The following is a 16,883-nucleotide window of genomic DNA, read 5'->3' as shown; positions in this document are numbered from 1 at the left end:
GATGGTCGTCCATTCCCCGCTGCCGGCCGGGTACGAGCTGTTCACCCGGTACGCCTTCCCGCCCAACGAGCTCGGCTACTGCGGTCCGGACGGAGCAGCCGAGCCCGCCGAACTGGCCTTCCACGCACCCGAGTTCGACGGCGCCTGGCCCTACCTGCGTGCGATCGCGCACGCGATCGGCGCTGAACCGTTGGCCGAAGACGTCGTGGCCGGCTACTGGGTCGGCGGGCCCGTGCTGAACCGCGTCGACCCGGCGGACCTCGTTGCCGATCTCCGCACGGCTTTCGCGGGTCAGGTCATGGGGCTCCTCGAAGACGTCCCGGTGTCGAAGTCGGTTCTGGCACACCACAGTTTCCACGTGTTCGTGGTGTATCCGTGGATCCGGTTCCTCGACCGCAATCCCGAACCCGCACTGCACGTGTTGCAGAACTGCCGGATCCGGTGGGGCACGGTCGTCGAGGTCGAAGGCGAGCACGTGAAACTCGAATCCCGTCCCCTGGTTCGCAACGGCCGGCGCATCGAACTCGACAGCGCCGTAGCCGAATACGTCCGATGGAGCCGCGGCGGCGCGTCGCTCATCGCGGCGCCCCGCCCCGGCGACACCGTCTCGGCACATTGGGACTGGGTGTGCGACACCCTGTCCCCCCACGACGTCACCGCGTTGACCGAATCGACCCTGACCACGCTCGGCGTCGTCAACGCGTTGCGCGAGGTGAAGGAGGAAGCATGACCACTCCGGGCGGACATCTGTCCGAGGAACCACAGGAAGAGCGCGGTGCGCCGGGTTCACGCGACACCGGATCCGATGAGCCGTCGGGCGGCCCCACCGACCGGCCGTCGGGCACCTATCGGGGCGACGAGAGCGTGCCCGATCACGGTGCCGAAGGGGGCGCCGAAGGAGATGACCAGACCCCATGACCACCATCCCCGCACCGACATTCGTCGGCACCGACCTGTCGGCCGACCTCGCGACCGCGGCCCTCGACGTCGCGCGCAAGTTCCACGACGGCGCCACGCTGTGGGTGATCGCACCGCAGTGGGAACCGCACGCCCACCATGTCGCGGTCGAGTTCGTCCACCCCGTGATCATGGGCAAGCGGGCGCTCCCGTCGGTGGCGCTGGTCGAGTCCGATCCGGTCGCCCAGGCCCGGGTCGCGAGCCAACCGGGTGACCTGCTGCTGGCCGTCGCCGCGGCCGACGACGCGGCCGTGACCGACGCGATGCGCCGCGCCGACGCGTGGGGCGTCACGACGTTGTGGATCGGTTCGGGACCGCGCCCGCCCGCCGGGGCCGCGCACCACATCCTGTGGGTCGACTCCGACGATCCGATGGTGCCCGCCACCGGGCGGTTCGTGCTGATGTACCACCTGCTGTGGGAACTGACGCACGTGTGCTTCGAACATCCGGGGCTGCTGACGACGCCTGCCGATGACACTCAGACGTGCGTCACGTGCAGTGACGAGGGCCGCCTCGCCGAGGTGATCCTGCCACCCGCCGGTGCGGGCCGTGAGGCCCTGGTACGCACCGCGCGCGGCGAGGAGTGGGTCGACACCGCGATGCTCGGCGCGGTCGACGTCGACGACCTGCTGCTGGTGCACGGCGGCGTGGCCATCGCGGCGGTGACCGCGGCAGAAGATGAGGTGACGCCATGACGACAGGGAGCACCGGCAACCCCGACACCACGGGATTCCTCTACCCCTTCATCGAATCCGAGGAGAGCGACGTCGGCGCACTGCTCGGCGATCTCGCCGCATCCGCACGCAGCAAGGCTGCTGAAAGTGCCAGATTGCAACAGGAATCGCTGCACGAGTACGACGACGCGCTGCGGGCGGCCGGCGCGCAGATGGCCGAGCGGTTCCTGCGCGGCGGCCGGTTGTACACGCTGGGCAATGGTGGGAGTTCGACCGACGCAGCGACGCTGGCATCGTTGTTCAGCAGACCCGCGCGTGGCCGCCCCGTCGCGGCGTGGTCCCTGGCCGCCGACGAGGCCGTGGTGACCGCGCTGGGCAACGACGTGGGTTTCGAGTTGATCTTCAAGCGGCAGATCATCGCCCATGCCCGCGACCGCGACATCGCCGTCGCGCTGTCGACCTCGGGCAACTCCGAGGATCTGATGACCGCGATCGGCGAAGCCAAGCAGCGGGGCCTGCTGACCATCGGCTTCGCCGGGCACGACGGCGGGCGCATGGCAGCGACCGACGACCTGGATTTCTGTTTCACGGTGCACAGCCAGAGCATTCACCGCATCCAGGAGTCGCACGCCATGCTCGGCTACCGGCTCTGGAGCGTGGCCCAGGAGCACATGGCGGCCGCACGGGCGGGCGCATCATGAGAACCGAGAACCAGGTGCTCGAGCGCATCGACCAGTTCCGGCAGCGCCGTCCACGCCTGCTCGACGACGTGGTGACCCTGGCGCACGGTGCGGGCGGCAAGTCGTCGGCCGCACTCGTCGACGCGGTGTTCCTGGAGGCATTCCGCAACCCTGAGCTCGAACAACTCGGTGACGCCGCGCTCGTACGGACCCCGTCCGGTGACACCCTGGCGTTCACCACGGACTCGTACGTCGTTGCCCCACACCGGTTCCCGGGCGGATCGATCGGGCACGTCGCGGTGCACGGCACCATCAACGACCTCGCGGTGTCGGGCGCGCGCCCGCAGTGGCTGTCGGCGGGTTTCGTCATCGAGGAGGGATTCCCGATCGCCGAACTGCGCGAGATCGTCGCCGACATGAGCGAGGCCGCGGCCCGGGCCGGTGTCCACATCGTCACCGGCGACACGAAAGTGGTCGGTAAAGGCGCGGCCGACGGGCTCTACATCTGCACGGCCGGTGTGGGAGTGGTGCCCGCGGGACGGCGGCTGTCACGCGCCGACGTCCGCCCGGGCGATCAGGTCGTGCTCTCGGGGACGATCGGCGAACACGGTATGGCCGTCATGCTGGCCCGCGGCGACCTCGCGATCGACGCCGACATCGAATCCGACACCGCGCCGGTTCACGACATCGTCGAGATCCTGTTGGCCGCAGCACCATCGACACGGTGGATGCGCGACGCGACGCGCGGCGGCGTCGGAACCGTGTGCAACGAACTGGCCAAGGATGCGCCGTACGCGGTGATCCTCGACGAACAGCGCCTCCCGGTCGCACCCCAGGTGCTCGGTGCGTGCGACATGCTGGGCATCGACCCGCTCTACGTCGCCAACGAGGGCAAGTTCCTCGCCGTCGTGCCGCACGACGAGGCCGCTGCCGCGGTGGCCGCGCTGCGCGCGCACCCACAGGGTGCCAATGCCGCGATCGTCGGGGAGATCACGTCCGAGCCTGCCGGAATCGTCGCGCTGCGAACGTCGTTCGGCGGTAGCCGCATCGTCGACATGCTGGTCGGCGATCCGCTGCCCCGCATCTGCTGAGCCCGAAAGGACTCTCAATGAAGAAGTCAAGCCGCCGCGATGTTTGGGGGTGATTCAGGTTGCCAGGTCCGGTTGTCGCGGATGAGGGCGTAGAGAACGTTGGTGCGCCGTCGTGCCAGGCAGATGGTGGCGGGGATCGGCCGCTTTCCTTCGTCTCGTTTGCGCTGGTAGTAGGCCTTGGAATCTGGGTCGCAGCGGATCGCGGTCAACGCCGACATGTACATGACTCGGCGCAGTCGGCGACTGTAGCGCTTGGGGGTGTGCAGTCGTCCGGTGCGCTTTCCGGAGTCTCGAGACACTGGTGCCAGGCCGGCCCAGGCCGCGAGTTGGTCAGCCGATCCGATCAGTGCGGGATCACCGACGGCAGCGAGGAGTTCGGCGCCGAGTCGAAATCCCATGCCGGGCATACTGGTGATCACCTCGGCGAGTGGATGGCGGCGAAATCGGCCCTCGATGTCGGCGTCGGTGGTCTTGATGCGGTCATCGAGGGCAATCACCTCCCGTGCCAGATCAGCGACCAACCCGGCGGCCACCTCTTCGCCGGGCAGACGCACCGTCTGGGTTTTCACCGCGGCCACCGCAGCCCCCGCGATCGAGGCGGCGTTGCGCACACCGGCATCGGTCAAGACTTTGGTCAGCCGCGAAACACCGCTTTGCCGAATCGCTTTGGGACGCTGGTAGCGCGCCAGCAATACCACCCAGCCACGGTCTTGGCTCAGTTGGGCGGCTCGTTCCAGGGCCGGGCAGACCGCGACGAGTTGTTGGCGCAGCCGGTTTATTGTGCGGGTGCGGTCGGCCACGAGGTCGGCGCGATGGCCGGTGAGCATCCGCAACTCGCTGATCAAGTCATCATTGGGATGCAGAACGGGCAAGTCCTGCCCGCGCATCCGCGACTGGTCGGCGATCACCCGTGCATCTTTGGCGTCGGTTTTGGCCTCCCCACCGCGGTAGGTCGCCGAGGCCTGCCACACCGCCCGGCCGGCCAGGTACCGGACCGTTTTGCCAGCGTCGGCCAGCACCGTCAACAACAGGGCGGCATACACCGTGGTCAGGTCCACCGCCCACAACACTCGCTCGGCCAGCTCGTCGATTTCAGCCACGAGCTCTCGGATCGGTTGCTCATCGTTAACCAACCGGCGCGACAACACCACCTTCCCGCTGTCGTCGACCACACATACCCAGTGATGCTCTTTACCGACATCCACTCCAGCCCACACCTGGCCCGCCGCCATCACACCTCTTTTCGCTTGTCTGCCAACATGATCCCCAAGGACAACCCCGCCAGCATTTCCTTAAACAAGCGATCACATCGCAGATCTCAATCAGCGGCCAGAGAAGTCCAGGCAGGCCGGGCGGCCAGTCCTTTCAAGCCGCACCAAGGGGCCGGCAACACACACCACAGCCACACCCGACCCACCCGGGTCACAGCCCAACGTAACTGCCTCAACAACACGAAGAAACTGCAACTACGAACTTAAGGAGCCACCCATGTGTCTCGGCATACCCGGTCAGGTGGTCGACATCGTCGACACCGAGGCCCATCTCGCCAAGGTCGACGTCAACGGCGTGCGCCGCGTGATCAGCGTGCGCCTGCTGGCCACCGACAATCCAGAGGACATCCTGCGGGTCGGTGACTGGGTGCTGGTGCACGTCGGGTTCGCGATGGCCAAGATCGACGAGCGCGAAGCGCAACTCACCCTCGATCAGGTGCAGAAGATGGGCGCCGACTACACCAACGAGATCGACGCGTTCACGTCGTCGGAAATCGCCTGAGAGCCGGCAGAGCCCGGAGATCCGAAAAAGAAGGTGCCGCATGAAATTCGTCGACGAATACCGTGATCCGGCGGCCGCGCGTGCCCTGGTCCGGTCGATCACCGAACTCGCGGCAGGCGACGAGTTCAAGTTCATGGAGGTGTGCGGGGGCCACACCCACACCATCTACCGCCACGGCATCGAACACCTGCTGCCCGAATCCATCGAGCTCGTCCACGGCCCGGGGTGCCCGGTGTGCGTGATCCCGATGGGCCGGGTCGACGACGCGATGTGGCTGGCCGAGCAACCGGGCGTCATCTTCACGACGTTCGGCGACATGATGCGCGTTCCCGGTTCGGCGGGAAACCTCATCGAGGCCAAGGCACGTGGGGCCGATGTGCGGTTCGTGTACTCCCCACTCGACGCGCTCAAGATCGCGCGCGACAACCCCGAGCGGCATGTCGTGTTCTTCGCGGTCGGTTTCGAGACCACGGCCCCGTCGACCGCGGTCACGCTGGTGCGGGCCCGCGCACTCGGCGTGCGCAACTTCAGCGTGTTCTGCAACCATGTCACGATCGTCCCGCCCATCAAGGCGATCCTGGAATCACCCGATCTGCGGCTGTCGGGGTTCCTGGGCCCGGGGCACGTCTCGACCGTGGTGGGTCTGCGCCCGTACCGGTTCGTGCCCGGCGTCTACGGGAAACCGATCGTGGTGGCGGGTTTCGAACCGCTGGACATCTTGGCCTCGGTGCACATGCTGCTGCAGCAGATCCGTGACGGGCGCTGCGAGGTGGAGAACCAGTACACGCGTGTGGTACGGCCCGAGGGCAACGTGGCCGCACTCAAGCTGATGGCCGAGACGTTCGAACTGCGGCCGCATTTCGAGTGGCGCGGACTGGGTTTCATCTCTCAGAGCGCGCTGAAGATCCACCCCGACTACGCCGGCTACGACGCCGAGTTGATCTTCGACATGCCCGGCGTGCGGGTCGCCGATCCCAAGGCGTGTCAGTGCGGCGAGGTGCTCAAGGGCGTCATCAAACCGTGGGAGTGCAAGGTCTTCGGGACGGCGTGTACGCCCGAGACGCCGATCGGCACGTGCATGGTCTCACCCGAGGGTGCGTGCGCCGCGTACTACAACTTCGGCAGGCTTCATCGCGACACCGCCCAGTTGTTGCTGCGTCGTTGAGGACGGGTCAGATCACTGCCGCCAGTGCGGGAAACGGTCGTAATCCCGCAGCGTCATGACGAACCCGAACACGCCGATCGCAACAGCCAGGAGGTATCCGACAACCATCTGCCATCCGGTGAAGGCCGACGCGGTCAGCCAGCACAGCAGGACGGCAGCGACCACCAGCAGCACACCGTAGAGCGGTGTCCGTTGGGGATGATCACCCAACCCCATGCGTGAAAGTCTACGCCGCCACGGGATCGGAAAACTCCCCTGATCACCACTGATCGCGCGGCACGTCGAAATCGGCGCACAGCGCCCGCCACACCTGGCGGGGGTCCACACCGTCCTCGATGGCGTCGGCGGCCGTGCGTCCACCCAGCTCGGTCAGCACATGGTCGACCAGCAGCGACCGCCCGCGGATGGTCCCGAACTGGCCGTCCACGAGCTCATGGAATTCCGTCAAACGCACGGTCCCAACCTACCCAGTCCTCATCAACGCGTCATGGCACACCTGTACCGGATCGGCGACCTCGGCGACCGACGCCCCGGCTGCGGCCGCGGCTCTGCGGTAGCTCGGCGAGCCCAGCACCTCGCCGACCGCGGCGGTCAGCGCGTCACCGGTCAGCGGCCGCACCAGCTGCGCACTGCCTTGGCGCGCAACACGATTGGCGATCTCCCACTGATCCCCGCCCCCGGGCACCACCACCATCGGCACACCCGCCAGCAACGTCTTGGACACCATGCCGTGCCCGCCGCCGCAGATCACCACGTCGGCGTGGGTCAGCAGTTCGTCCTGGCGGCCCAGGCCCACCGCGGCCCACGGCGGCACCTCGGTGTCGGGGCCGGCCAGCCGCGACACCACCACCCGTGCACCCGTCGGCAGCGTCTCTCCCGGCCGCAGGCACTCCAGCGCCAGCTCGGCCATCCCCTGCGCGCCGGTGTGCGCGGTGGACGGCGCGACCACCACGACGGGTCCCTCGCCCGCGGGGATCTGGAGCACCGCCGAGGTGGGTTCGAAATGCAGCGGGCCGACGACGACGGCCTCGTGCGGCCAGTCCGGGCGCGGCACCTCCAGCGCGGGCAGCGTCGCGATCAGGCGGCGCAGCGGCCCTGGGTCCTCGGCGGGCAGGCCGATGCCGGCCCGCGCCTGCGCGCGCTGGGCCAGCCCGGCCTTCCACGACCGCGCGGTCAGCGCGCGCATGATCGCGTCGCGCAGCTTGCCGCGCAGGCCCACCCCGGGCGCCAGACCACTGCCCACGGGCGGCAGACCTTTCGACGGCAGGTACAGCGGGTGGGGGTTCAGTTCGACCCACGGAAGGCCGAGCAGCTCGGCGGCCATGCCGCCGCACGCCGTGATGACGTCGGACACGATCAGGTCCGGCGCGAGATCGCGCAACCTGGGCGTGTTGAGCACCGCCATGCGCGCCGCACGCCGGTGGATCTTGGCGCCCGCGTCGGCGTCGTCGTCCTCGTCGGTCGGGTCGAGGCCGTCGAGTTCGACCGCGTCCACACCGGCGTCGCGGGCGGTCTGCAACCATTCCACACCCGTCAGCAACGTGGGCTGATCACCTGCGGCGAGGAACTTCAGGCACAACGCGAGGGCCGGGAACGCGTGCCCCGGATCGGGCCCGGCGACGACAGCTATGCGCACCGGCCTACCCTGCCACAGCCCCCGCCATCTAGGCTTTCTGGGCATGGCTGACCAAACAACGGTGCAGAACCCGATCGCCGCGGTCGAGACGTTCCTCAACGCGCTGCAGGAACAGGACTTCGACACCGCGGAGAACGCGCTGGCGCAGAACCTCGTCTACCAGAACGTGGGCATGCCGACCATCTATGGTCGCAACCGCGCCATGAAGCTGTTCCGGTCCATGCAGGGGCGGGCCGGTTTCGAGGTCAAGATCCATCGCAGCGCGGCCGACGGCGCCGCGGTGCTCAACGAGCGCACCGATGTACTCACGTTCGGCCCGCTGCGGGTCCAGTTCTGGGTGTGCGGTGTGTTCGAGGTGCACGACGGCCGGATCACGCTGTGGCGCGACTACTTCGATTACCTCGACATCTTCAAGGCGACCGTGCGTGGTCTGCTCGGCATCGTCGTCCCGTCGCTGCGCGCCAAGCTGTGAGCGAGCGCACCAAACCCAACGTCTGGGAGTACATCACCTACTGCTACGGACGGCGGCTGCCCGACTCGATGCGAGACTGGGTTCGCAACGACCTGGCGGGCAAAGGTGCGACGGTCCGGTTGATGGTGCGCATGGCCATCCCGGCGCTGATCATCCTGGCCCCGTTCTGGCTGATCCCGACGACGCTGTACGTCCACATCAGCATGACGCTGCCGATCTTCATCCCGTTCGTGTTCTTCTCGCACGCGCTCAACAAGGTGTGGCGCCGTCACATGCTGGCCAAGCACGGGCTCAACCCCGGGTTGGTGGACGAGCTCTCACGCCAGAAGAACGCGCACATCCACCAGGCCTACATCGAGAAGTACGGGCCCCGGTCCGGCCCGCCCAGCAGCCACGACATCTGAGCCGAGTTCAGGCGCGGCGCAGGCCGCCGAGTTCGTCGAACGCCTGCGCCCAGCCGGTCAGCCGGTCGGTGGCACCGGTGAGTTCCGAGCGGTATCGCTGCTGCGACAGCGGCGCCGCCGGGCCACCGGGCATCTGGCCGTTCGCACCACCGTTCACCGATGACACCAGTTGGGCTGCGGCGGTGACCATCTCGTTGTACTGGCGCACGCCCTGGTTGAGCTGGGCGGCGAACGCGTTGATGGTGGGCACCAGGTGCGGCCGCGACTGCGGCGCGTTGCCTGCCGCACGTTCCATCGACACCACTTCGTCGGCGGTGGCCATCATGGTGCGGGCGGCCTGGTTCGCCACGGTCGTGAGTTCGTGCAACTCCTCGGGCGGCACCATGCGGCCGCGCTCCATGACGCCGAGCAACGAGAACATGCCGCGTTCCGAGGCCAGCAGCGCCGACATGGGCTGGCGCGCAGCCGATCCCCACGGCGGCAGGCGTCGCCCGACGGTGGGCCGCTGTACGGGCAGCGGCGTGCGGCGCAGCCACCGGTAGCGCAACCAGGCCAGCGTCGCGGGGAACGCCGCGCCCGCGGCGATCGCGCCGGTGATGATCAGCACCCAGACCGGCGTCGTCCACGCGGCGAGCACCGCGGTGACGAAAACCCAGAACCCTGTGGCGAAGGTGAAGAACACCGCGAACCGCAAAGCCCACCGCCGCTTGCGCAGCAGTTTGGCGCGAGGATCGGCCGCGGCGTTGAGCTTCTCCGCCACCGCACCCGACACCTCGGCAGCGGTGTCGATCCCCCGCTGCAGCAGTGACCGCCAGGCTTCTGGTCGACCGGTCTTGGTTGTCATGCTCTCGAACTCGAATCCTTATTGGCCCAGCGGGTTTTCGGTGTTGGGCGGCGTCTGGTTGGTCGCCGGGTCGGCCGGCGTGCCCTGGGTGGACGGCGTCGCAGGCGTCGAGGCGGCGCCGCCACTGGGCAACGCCTCCCCGCGCATCGAGGCGCGGATCTGCTCCAGCCGCGAATGGCCTGCCATCTGCACGCTGGCCTGCTGGATCTCCATCATGCGGCCCTGCACCGAGTTCTGCGCCAGCTCGGCCTCGCCCATCGCGTTGGCGTAGCGGCGCTCGATCTTCTGCCGCACCTCGTCGAGGCTCGGCGTGGTGCCGGGCGCGGCGAGCTCGCTCATCGACCGCAGCGACGAGCTCACCTGCTCCTGCATCTTGGCCTGCTCGAGCTGGCTCAGCAGCTTGGTGCGCTCGGCGATCTTCTGCTGCAGCATCATGGCGTTCTGCTCGACGGCCTTCTTGGCCTGCCCGGCGGCCTGCAGCGCCTGGTCGTGCAGCCCCTTGAGATCCTCGACGCTCTGCTCGGCGGTCACGAGCTGCGCGGCGAACGCCTCGGCGGCGTTGTTGTACTCGGTGGCCTTGGCAACGTCACCGGCGGCCGTGGCCTGATCGGCGAGTGTGAGCGCCTGACGCACGTTCACCTGGAGCTTCTCGATGTCGGCGAGCTGCCGGTTCAGGCGCATCTCCAGCTGACGCTGGTTTCCGATGACCTGGGCGGCCTGCTGGGTCAGGGCCTGGTGCTGGCGTTGCGCGTCCTCGATGGCCTGCTGGATCTGCACCTTGGGATCGGCATACTCGTCGACCTTGGAGCTGAACAGCGCCATCAGGTACTTCCACGCCTTGACGAACGGATTGGCCATGGGTTCATTCCGCCTTGTCTGTCGGGCCTGGTGACTCAGGCCTCATGTTCAGATTGCCGCAACTGCTTGTGGTGCCAACCTATCGGTTCCCGGCATGCCGCCACAGTCTGTGCACGTAACGCGTGTCGGAAAATCCGCGGGGACGCGACCTGCGACGACAGGATGTTTCGACCGGGATGATCAAGCGGCCGTCACGCCGGCCGTCACGCTGATCTTCGCGCTGATCCTTATGCGACGGCCATGGACACCTGCGGGATGACCACCTTGGTCGCGGCATCGATGCGGCCGAGGTTCGCCACCGCGACCTGCTCGGCCTCACGGGCGTCGTGTTCACGGCGCGCCATGCTCTCACCGGCGTCGGTGAGCACGCGCGAAAGTGGTACGTCGAGTGCGTCGCAGATCGCGCTGAGAAGCTCGCTCGATGCTTCCTTGCGGCCGCGTTCCACCTCGGACAGGTAGCCCAGACTGACCCGGGCGGCGTCGGACACCTCACGCAGCGTGCGACCCTGGTCCGTGCGGGCGTTGCGCAGCACGTCGCCAATCACCTCGCGCAGCAATGCCGTCATGGTGCCCTCCTCAGGTGGACGTCGGCGGTGTTCGCTACATGCAGAACGTGTGCGCCCTCCCAGAGGTTCCCAGCAATCGCCAAGTTGTGGGATGTCTTACCGCAGCCATACCGAAACCGCGGTCACTGCTGCTCGACGAGCGCCCGCAGCCGCGAGATCGCCGCGTTGACCGCGGCCACCCGGATCTCCCAGCGTGACCCGGACAACGACAACTCGGCGACATGGGTGTCGATGGGCCCCGCGATCCCCAGGAACACCGTGCCGGGCGGGTGCCCTCCGTGCGCCTCGGGCCCGGCCACCCCGGTGAGGCTCACCCCCCAGGTCGCCGCGCAGCGCTGACGCGCCCCGACGGCAAGGGCGCGGGCCGTCGGCGCCGAGACCGGACCGACAGCGTCGAGCACCTGCGGCGCGACACCGGCCAGCCAGATCTTGGTGTCCTCGGTGTAGGTGATCAGACCGCCGTGCAGCACCGCACTCGCCCCTGGCACACCGGCGAGGGTGGCCGCGAGCAGTCCTGCCGTCAGCGACTCTGCGGTCGCCACGCTCTGGCCGTACACCGTCAGATCGGCGACGAGCGCGCGTGCGTCGTCAGTTGTCAGCGGGTCGTCCACGCGAATCCCTGATCGCCGAAACCACGTAGTCAGCACCGGTGAGCACGGTGAGCACCACCGCCGCCCACATGATCGCCCACGCCACGGTCGTCCACACCGGCGACCACGCGTAGAGCGGCATGACGAACAGTCCGATCGCGACGGCCTGCACCGTGGTCTTGAGTTTCCCGCCGCGGCTGGCCGGGATCACACCGTGGCGCAACACCGCGAGACGCATGAGCGTGATGCCGATCTCACGCGCGAGGACCACCGCGGTCACCCACCAGGGCAGATCCCCCAGCATCGACAACCCGATCAGCGCCGCGCCGATGAGCGCCTTGTCGGCGATCGGATCGGCCAGTGCACCGAACTCGGTGACCATGCCGTAGCTGCGCGCCAGTGCCCCGTCGAACCGGTCGGTGATGACCGCGACCGCGAACACCGTGAAAGCAGCCATCCGCCAGAAGAATTCATGGCCCCCGTCGGTGAACAGGAACACCAGGAACACCGGCACGAGTGCCATGCGTATGCCGGTGAGCACATTGGCGAGGTTGGCCACGCGCGCACGCGGGACCACCGGATCGGTAGAAGGTTGCCCCGGCACCGCAACAGAATATCGGTTGCCGAAACCGATACTCTTCCACCTGTGAATGCAGGCGCGAACACAGGCGCAAACCAGGGCCAGGACGAACCGGCCGAAGGTCCCGTCGTGCGACGCGCGCGCACCTCAGATGTGCCCGGCATCAAGCATCTCGTCGACATCTACGCGGGCCGGATCCTGCTCGAGAAGAACCTGGTGACGCTGTACGAGTCGGTCCAGGAGTTCTGGGTGGCCGAACTCGACGGCGAGATCGTCGGTTGCGGCGCGCTACACGTGTTGTGGGCCGATCTCGGCGAGGTGCGCACGGTCGCGGTGCATCCGAAAGTCCGCGGCACCGGTGTCGGCCACCGGTTGGTGAACCGCCTGCTCGACGTCGCGCGCGAGTTGCGCCTCGAGCGCATCTTCGTGCTGACCTTCGAGGTCGACTTCTTCGCCAAGCACGGCTTCGTCGAGATCGACGGCACCCCGGTGACCGCCGAGGTGTACGAGGAGATGTGCCGCTCCTACGACACCGGTGTCGCCGAGTTCCTCGACCTGTCGTACGTCAAGCCCAACACCCTCGGCAACACGCGAATGCTGTTGACCCTGTAGGACTCTCGGCTCAGAACTCCTCGCCGTCCTCGGGTTCGGCACCGTTGGCGTCGGCGCCGCCGCGGATGAGCGCGAGCGTGCCCGCCAGATCCTCGGGTTTCACCAGCACCTCGCGCGCCTTCGAACCCTCCGACGGGCCGACGATGCCGCGGGTCTCCATGAGGTCCATCAGGCGGCCGGCCTTGGCGAAACCGACACGCAGCTTGCGCTGCAGCATCGACGTCGAGCCGAACTGCGACGACACCACGAGTTCGACGGCCTGCAGGAAGACGTCCAGATCGTCACCGATGTCGGGGTCGACGTCCTTGCGCTCGCCCGCCTTGACGGCCGTGACGCCCTCGACGAACTCGGGCTCGGCCTGCTCCTTGGTGGCCGCGACGACGGCGTGGATCTCCTCGTCGGTGATGAACGCGCCCTGCATGCGGATGGGCTTGTTGGCCCCCATCGGCAGGAACAGCCCGTCGCCCATGCCGATGAGCTTCTCGGCGCCTGCCTGGTCGAGGATGACGCGGCTGTCGGTGAGCGACGACGTCGCGAACGCGAGCCGTGACGGCACGTTGGTCTTGATCAGACCCGTGACGACGTCGACCGAGGGACGCTGCGTCGCGAGCACCAGGTGGATGCCGGCCGCGCGGGCCTTCTGCGTGATGCGCACGATGGCGTCCTCGACGTCACGCGGCGCGGTCATCATGAGGTCCGCGAGCTCGTCGACGATCGCCACGATGTACGGGTACGGCTTGTACACGCGCTCGCTGCCGAGCGGCGTTGAAATTTCACCGGAGCGCACCTTCTCGTTGAACACGTCGATGTGACGCACGCGCGACGCCTGCATGTCCTGGTAGCGCTGTTCCATCTCCTCGACCAGCCACCCCAGCGCCGCGGCGGCCTTCTTGGGCTCGGTGATGATGGGCGTGATGAGGTGCGGGATGCCCTCATACGGCGTGAGTTCCACCATCTTCGGGTCGATCAGGATCATCCTGACCTCTTCCGGGGTGGCCCGCGCCAGCAGCGACACGAGCATCGAGTTGACGAAGCTCGACTTACCCGAACCGGTGGAACCGGCCACCAGCAGGTGGGGCATCTTCGCGAGGTTGGCCGACACGAAGTCGCCCTCGATGTCCTTGCCAAGGCCGATCACCAGCGGGTGGTGGTCGCGGCGCGTGCTCGGTGCGGTGAGCACGTCGGACAGCCGCACCATCTCGCGGTCGGTGTTGGGCACCTCGATGCCCACCGCGGACTTACCCGGGATCGGGGCGAGCATGCGGACGCTCTCGGTCGCCACGGCGTAGGCGATGTTGCGGTGCAGCGCGGTGATCTTCTCGACCTTGACGCCCGGTCCCAGTTCGACCTCGTACCGCGTGACCGTCGGGCCGCGCGTGCAGCCCGTGACGGCCGCGTCGACCTTGAACTGCTCGAGCACCGACGTGATGGCGTCGGTCATCTGGTCGTTGGCGGCGGTCCGCAGCTTCGGCGGGTCACCCGCGATGAGCAGGTCGAGCGGCGGCAGGACATACGGCCCCTCGACCACGCGGTCCATGACCATCGTCTCTTTGGCGGCCTCTTCGGCCTTGTTCGCCGGTTTGGCGGCTTCCGGCTTCTTCCGGCGCGGTTTGACGGCCGGTTCCGGCACGGTCGGCGCGTCCTCGAGCGGGTAGTTGTCCATGGGCGTGCCCGCGGGCGCCTTGGGCGCCTCGATGGCCGCCATCGGGCCCGAACCCGGCCACGTCTTGGCCGCCTCGTCGGGGACCTCGGCGTCGTAGTAGCCGTCGGAGAAGTCGTCGGAGAAGTCACCGTCGCGCTCGTCGTAGCGCGCGTCGTCGTAGTCCTCGTCGTACTCGTACTCGTCGTCGTACTCGCCGTCGTGGAACCCGCGCGTGCTGAACATCGCACGGACGGTCGAGGGCACCTCACGGATCGTGGTCCCGGTGATCAGCAGCAACCCGAACAGCACACCGATGAACAGCAGCGGCGCGGCGATCCACGCGGTCAGGCCGTCGGAGAGCGGTCCGCCGATGGCAAAACCGACGAATCCCGCTGCACCCCTTCGTCCCACCGGATCGGTGGGCGAGCCGGCCCACAGATGCCACAGGCCCAGGGCGGGCAGCGCGATCATCGCCGTGCCGAGGATCAGCCGGGGCCGTGCCTCGGGGTCGGGCTCGGAGCGCATCAGCACGACCGCGATCGCGGCGAGCAGGACGGGCACGAGCACCACCGGTCCGCCCACCAGCGTGCGCAGTGCGGTGTCGATCCACTCGCCCACCGGGCGCGCGGCGTCGAACCACGAACTGGCGGCCACCACGACCGCGATGCCGAGCAGTGCGAGCGCGATGCCGTCGCGGCGGTGCCCGGGCTCGATGTCACGCGCGCGGCCGACCGAGCGGGCCGTGGAGCCCGCGCCCTTGGCCAGCATGAGCCACCCGGCGCGGGCCCCCTGCCCCAGCTTGTGGCCTGCGAGCGCGACGGGCGACGCCTGGGGCCGCCGGGCGGGCTTGCGCCGCTGCTGCGGTGCGGGGCGCGTCGGCGGTTTCCGCCGGGCGCCGTCCTGGGCGCCCTGCTTCGCGCCGCCCCGTGACCTGCCCGAAGACCTGCTCGAAGAGCTTTCCGAACGCGCCCGGGAGCGGGCGGCGGTCTTGTTAGCCATGTCCGCAAGCCTAGTCGCATCAGCCCCAGAATCACCATCAGCCACACAGGTCACAGCCTGATATCGATAACAACTTAGTTGTACGAACCGATTCGTAAACGGGATTTCTCGGTAGGCTGGACACCCGTCCAGTGATCGTTGTATGAGCAAGGAGCCGTGCGTACATGCCCGTTGTCGTGGTCGCCACCATGAAGGCCAAGCCCGAGTCCGTCGACGCCGTCCGCGAGGAATGCACCAAAGCCGTCGCCGCGGTCCACGACGAGCCGGGCTGTGAGCTCTACGCCCTGCACGAGCACGACGGCACGTTCGTCTTCGTCGAGCAGTGGGCCGACGCCGACGCGCTCAAGACACACGGCGGCGCACCGGCCATCGGCGCTCTCTTCGGCGCCATCGGCAGCCTGCTCGACGGCGCGCCCGACATCAAGACGCTGCAACCGGTCGTGGCCGGTGACCCCGCCAAGGGCCGGCTGAGGCCGTGACCACTTCCGTCAGGACCCACATATGAGCGATACCGCCCCACTGTCCGGCAAGGTCGCCTTCATCACGGGCGCCGCACGCGGCCAAGGCCGTGCCGAAGCGGTCCGCCTCGCCGCTGACGGCGCCGACATCATCGCGGTCGACCTGTGCGCCCAGATCGCGTCGGTCCCCTATCCGCTGGCCACACCCGACGACCTGGCCACCACGGCCGAACTCGTCGAAAAGGCCGGCGGACGCGTCGTCACCCGGCAGGCCGACGTGCGCGACGAACCCGAACTCGCCGCGGCACTTGCGGCCGGCCTCGACGAGTTCGGCAGGCTCGACATCGTCGTCGCCAACGCGGGCATCGCCCCGATGCTGTCCGGGCCGGAAGGCTGGCGCGACGTCATCGACGTCAACCTCACCGGTGTGCACCACACCGTGGAGGTCGCCATCCCGACCCTGGTCGAGCAGGGCGACGGCGGCGCGATCGTCCTGATCAGTTCGGTGGCCGGGCTCGTCGGCATCGGTGGCGGCGACCGCGGATCCCTCGGCTACACCGCCGCCAAGCACGGCATAGTCGGCCTCATGCGCGCATACGCCAACCACCTCGCCCCGCACAGCATCCGGGTGAACTCGGTCCACCCCACCGGCGTGGACACCCCGATGATCGACAACGAGTTCACCCGCGGATGGCTCGCACACATCACCGAGGAGACCGGGCGCCCCGTCGACATGGGCAACGCGCTGCCGGTGCAGGCGATCGACGCCGACGACGTGGCCAACGCGGTGGCGTGGCTGGTGTCGGACCAGGCTCGCTACGTCACCGGTGTGACGCTGCCGGTGGACGCGGGCATCGTCAACAAGCGGTGAACCAGGAGGCC

22 protein-coding genes are annotated in these 16,883 nt (G+C 68.2%); 12 read left to right on the top strand and 10 right to left on the bottom strand.

Going from position 1 to position 16,883, the window contains the following annotated elements; all coding sequences use genetic code 11:
• Position 1 precedes the first annotated feature (1 nt).
• Genes AT701_RS13635 through hypE form a run of 5 tightly spaced genes read left to right on the top strand, consistent with a single transcriptional unit; the run spans position 2 to position 3,402 of the window.
• Complete coding sequence (locus AT701_RS13635; RefSeq protein ID WP_058126014.1) at positions 2–730, top strand: DUF6390 family protein; 729 nt, start codon at positions 2–4, stop codon at positions 728–730.
• On the top strand, positions 727–918 hold the full coding sequence (locus AT701_RS13630; RefSeq protein WP_058126013.1) for a hypothetical protein: 192 nt from the start codon (positions 727–729) through the stop codon (positions 916–918). The genes AT701_RS13635 and AT701_RS13630 overlap by 4 nt, the downstream gene beginning before the upstream one ends.
• On the top strand, positions 915–1,652 hold the full coding sequence (locus AT701_RS13625; protein ID WP_058126012.1) for a hydrogenase assembly protein HupF: 738 nt from the start codon (positions 915–917) through the stop codon (positions 1,650–1,652). Before AT701_RS13630 ends, AT701_RS13625 begins: the two co-directional genes overlap by 4 nt.
• Positions 1,649–2,332 (top strand): D-sedoheptulose-7-phosphate isomerase, encoded by a 684-nt coding sequence (locus AT701_RS13620; protein ID WP_058126011.1) that lies wholly within the window; start codon positions 1,649–1,651, stop codon positions 2,330–2,332. Before AT701_RS13625 ends, AT701_RS13620 begins: the two co-directional genes overlap by 4 nt.
• Complete coding sequence (hypE, locus tag AT701_RS13615) at positions 2,329–3,402, top strand: hydrogenase expression/formation protein HypE (protein WP_058126010.1); 1,074 nt, start codon at positions 2,329–2,331, stop codon at positions 3,400–3,402. Before AT701_RS13620 ends, hypE begins: the two co-directional genes overlap by 4 nt.
• 26 nt (positions 3,403–3,428) lie before the next feature.
• Here the strand turns inward: hypE and AT701_RS13610 are convergent, their stop codons facing one another.
• Positions 3,429–4,634 carry an IS110 family RNA-guided transposase gene (locus tag AT701_RS13610; protein ID WP_003893153.1) on the bottom strand — a complete coding sequence of 402 codons (1,206 nt, stop codon included), beginning with the start codon at positions 4,632–4,634 and terminating at the stop codon, positions 3,429–3,431.
• 256 nt (positions 4,635–4,890) lie between these two features.
• On the opposite strand from AT701_RS13610, the gene AT701_RS13605 reads away from it, so the two are divergent.
• A complete protein-coding gene (locus AT701_RS13605; RefSeq protein ID WP_003894089.1) occupies positions 4,891–5,175 on the top strand; it encodes a HypC/HybG/HupF family hydrogenase formation chaperone in 285 nt (94 codons plus the stop codon).
• 40 nt (positions 5,176–5,215) lie between these two features.
• On the top strand, positions 5,216–6,340 hold the full coding sequence (gene hypD, locus AT701_RS13600) for a hydrogenase formation protein HypD (protein WP_058126009.1): 1,125 nt from the start codon (positions 5,216–5,218) through the stop codon (positions 6,338–6,340).
• 12 nt (positions 6,341–6,352) lie between these two features.
• On the opposite strand, the gene AT701_RS13595 is transcribed toward hypD, so the two are convergent.
• From AT701_RS13595 to AT701_RS13585, 3 genes are read right to left on the bottom strand one after another with little or no spacing between them, the layout of a single operon-like run.
• Positions 6,353–6,556: a hypothetical protein gene (locus tag AT701_RS13595; RefSeq protein ID WP_003894087.1), complete on the bottom strand. Its 204-nt coding sequence runs from the start codon at positions 6,554–6,556 to the stop codon at positions 6,353–6,355.
• 43 nt (positions 6,557–6,599) lie between these two features.
• Positions 6,600–6,794: a DUF3046 domain-containing protein gene (locus AT701_RS13590; RefSeq protein ID WP_011728536.1), complete on the bottom strand. Its 195-nt coding sequence runs from the start codon at positions 6,792–6,794 to the stop codon at positions 6,600–6,602.
• A 9-nt stretch (positions 6,795–6,803) separates the two neighbouring features.
• Positions 6,804–7,976, bottom strand: a complete 1,173-nt coding sequence (locus AT701_RS13585) for a glycosyltransferase (RefSeq protein ID WP_058126008.1) — start codon at positions 7,974–7,976, stop codon at positions 6,804–6,806.
• Positions 7,977–8,019: 43 nt separating this feature from the next.
• Here AT701_RS13585 and AT701_RS13580 point away from each other — a divergent pair, with 43 nt between their 5' ends.
• Together AT701_RS13580 and AT701_RS13575 are read left to right on the top strand one after the other, a co-directional pair.
• Positions 8,020–8,448 carry a limonene-1,2-epoxide hydrolase family protein gene (locus AT701_RS13580; RefSeq protein ID WP_058126007.1) on the top strand — a complete coding sequence of 143 codons (429 nt, stop codon included), beginning with the start codon at positions 8,020–8,022 and terminating at the stop codon, positions 8,446–8,448.
• Positions 8,445–8,852: a DUF5313 domain-containing protein gene (locus AT701_RS13575; RefSeq protein WP_003894082.1), complete on the top strand. Its 408-nt coding sequence runs from the start codon at positions 8,445–8,447 to the stop codon at positions 8,850–8,852. Before AT701_RS13580 ends, AT701_RS13575 begins: the two co-directional genes overlap by 4 nt.
• Positions 8,853–8,859: 7 nt before the next feature.
• On the opposite strand, the gene pspM is transcribed toward AT701_RS13575, so the two are convergent.
• The 5 genes from pspM to pgsA form a co-directional block, all read right to left on the bottom strand.
• A complete protein-coding gene (gene pspM / locus AT701_RS13570; RefSeq protein ID WP_003894081.1) occupies positions 8,860–9,696 on the bottom strand; it encodes a phage shock envelope stress response protein PspM in 837 nt (278 codons plus the stop codon).
• An 18-nt stretch (positions 9,697–9,714) separates the two neighbouring features.
• The gene (gene pspA, locus AT701_RS13565) at positions 9,715–10,554 is read right to left on the bottom strand and encodes a phage shock protein PspA (RefSeq protein WP_003894080.1); all 840 of its coding nucleotides are present in this window, start codon (positions 10,552–10,554) and stop codon (positions 9,715–9,717) included.
• A 227-nt stretch (positions 10,555–10,781) separates the two neighbouring features.
• On the bottom strand, positions 10,782–11,120 hold the full coding sequence (gene clgR, locus AT701_RS13560) for a transcriptional regulator ClgR (protein ID WP_003894079.1): 339 nt from the start codon (positions 11,118–11,120) through the stop codon (positions 10,782–10,784).
• A 122-nt stretch (positions 11,121–11,242) separates the two neighbouring features.
• On the bottom strand, positions 11,243–11,731 hold the full coding sequence (locus tag AT701_RS13555) for a CinA family protein (protein ID WP_003894078.1): 489 nt from the start codon (positions 11,729–11,731) through the stop codon (positions 11,243–11,245).
• Positions 11,709–12,314, bottom strand: a complete 606-nt coding sequence (gene pgsA / locus AT701_RS13550) for a CDP-diacylglycerol--glycerol-3-phosphate 3-phosphatidyltransferase (protein WP_003894077.1) — start codon at positions 12,312–12,314, stop codon at positions 11,709–11,711. Before pgsA ends, AT701_RS13555 begins: the two co-directional genes overlap by 23 nt.
• A 105-nt stretch (positions 12,315–12,419) precedes the next feature.
• Between pgsA and AT701_RS13545 the strand changes: the two genes are divergently transcribed.
• On the top strand, positions 12,420–12,902 hold the full coding sequence (locus AT701_RS13545; protein WP_003894076.1) for an amino-acid N-acetyltransferase: 483 nt from the start codon (positions 12,420–12,422) through the stop codon (positions 12,900–12,902).
• 10 nt (positions 12,903–12,912) lie between these two features.
• Here the strand turns inward: AT701_RS13545 and AT701_RS13540 are convergent, their stop codons facing one another.
• On the bottom strand, positions 12,913–15,543 hold the full coding sequence (locus tag AT701_RS13540; RefSeq protein ID WP_014877465.1) for a DNA translocase FtsK: 2,631 nt from the start codon (positions 15,541–15,543) through the stop codon (positions 12,913–12,915).
• A 164-nt stretch (positions 15,544–15,707) separates the two neighbouring features.
• On the opposite strand from AT701_RS13540, the gene AT701_RS13535 reads away from it, so the two are divergent.
• Together AT701_RS13535 and AT701_RS13530 are read left to right on the top strand one after the other, a co-directional pair.
• Complete coding sequence (locus tag AT701_RS13535) at positions 15,708–16,022, top strand: putative quinol monooxygenase (RefSeq protein ID WP_003894073.1); 315 nt, start codon at positions 15,708–15,710, stop codon at positions 16,020–16,022.
• 22 nt (positions 16,023–16,044) lie between these two features.
• The gene (locus tag AT701_RS13530) at positions 16,045–16,872 is read left to right on the top strand and encodes a mycofactocin-coupled SDR family oxidoreductase (protein WP_058126006.1); all 828 of its coding nucleotides are present in this window, start codon (positions 16,045–16,047) and stop codon (positions 16,870–16,872) included.
• Positions 16,873–16,883 lie beyond the last annotated feature (11 nt).

Source organism: Mycolicibacterium smegmatis, from assembly GCF_001457595.1.
Classification (GTDB): domain Bacteria; phylum Actinomycetota; class Actinomycetes; order Mycobacteriales; family Mycobacteriaceae; genus Mycobacterium; species Mycobacterium smegmatis.
This window is presented reverse-complemented; position numbering and strand designations above follow the sequence as displayed.

Bases quoted from the DNA above. Each gene is read 5' to 3' on its own strand.
- AT701_RS13635 (WP_058126014.1), top strand. From the start codon at position 2: ATGGTCGTCCATTCCCCGCTGCCGGCCGGGTACGAGCTGTTCACCCGG.
- AT701_RS13630 (WP_058126013.1), top strand. From the start codon at position 727: ATGACCACTCCGGGCGGACATCTGTCCGAGGAACCACAGGAAGAGCGC.
- AT701_RS13625 (WP_058126012.1), top strand. From the start codon at position 915: ATGACCACCATCCCCGCACCGACATTCGTCGGCACCGACCTGTCGGCC.
- AT701_RS13620 (WP_058126011.1), top strand. From the start codon at position 1,649: ATGACGACAGGGAGCACCGGCAACCCCGACACCACGGGATTCCTCTAC.
- hypE (WP_058126010.1), top strand. From the start codon at position 2,329: ATGAGAACCGAGAACCAGGTGCTCGAGCGCATCGACCAGTTCCGGCAG.
- AT701_RS13610 (WP_003893153.1), bottom strand. From the start codon at position 4,634: ATGGCGGCGGGCCAGGTGTGGGCTGGAGTGGATGTCGGTAAAGAGCAT.
- AT701_RS13605 (WP_003894089.1), top strand. From the start codon at position 4,891: ATGTGTCTCGGCATACCCGGTCAGGTGGTCGACATCGTCGACACCGAG.
- hypD (WP_058126009.1), top strand. From the start codon at position 5,216: ATGAAATTCGTCGACGAATACCGTGATCCGGCGGCCGCGCGTGCCCTG.
- AT701_RS13595 (WP_003894087.1), bottom strand. From the start codon at position 6,556: ATGGGGTTGGGTGATCATCCCCAACGGACACCGCTCTACGGTGTGCTG.
- AT701_RS13580 (WP_058126007.1), top strand. From the start codon at position 8,020: ATGGCTGACCAAACAACGGTGCAGAACCCGATCGCCGCGGTCGAGACG.
- pspM (WP_003894081.1), bottom strand. From the start codon at position 9,696: ATGACAACCAAGACCGGTCGACCAGAAGCCTGGCGGTCACTGCTGCAG.
- pspA (WP_003894080.1), bottom strand. From the start codon at position 10,554: ATGGCCAATCCGTTCGTCAAGGCGTGGAAGTACCTGATGGCGCTGTTC.
- clgR (WP_003894079.1), bottom strand. From the start codon at position 11,120: ATGACGGCATTGCTGCGCGAGGTGATTGGCGACGTGCTGCGCAACGCC.
- AT701_RS13540 (WP_014877465.1), bottom strand. From the start codon at position 15,543: ATGGCTAACAAGACCGCCGCCCGCTCCCGGGCGCGTTCGGAAAGCTCT.
- AT701_RS13535 (WP_003894073.1), top strand. From the start codon at position 15,708: ATGCCCGTTGTCGTGGTCGCCACCATGAAGGCCAAGCCCGAGTCCGTC.
- AT701_RS13530 (WP_058126006.1), top strand. From the start codon at position 16,045: ATGAGCGATACCGCCCCACTGTCCGGCAAGGTCGCCTTCATCACGGGC.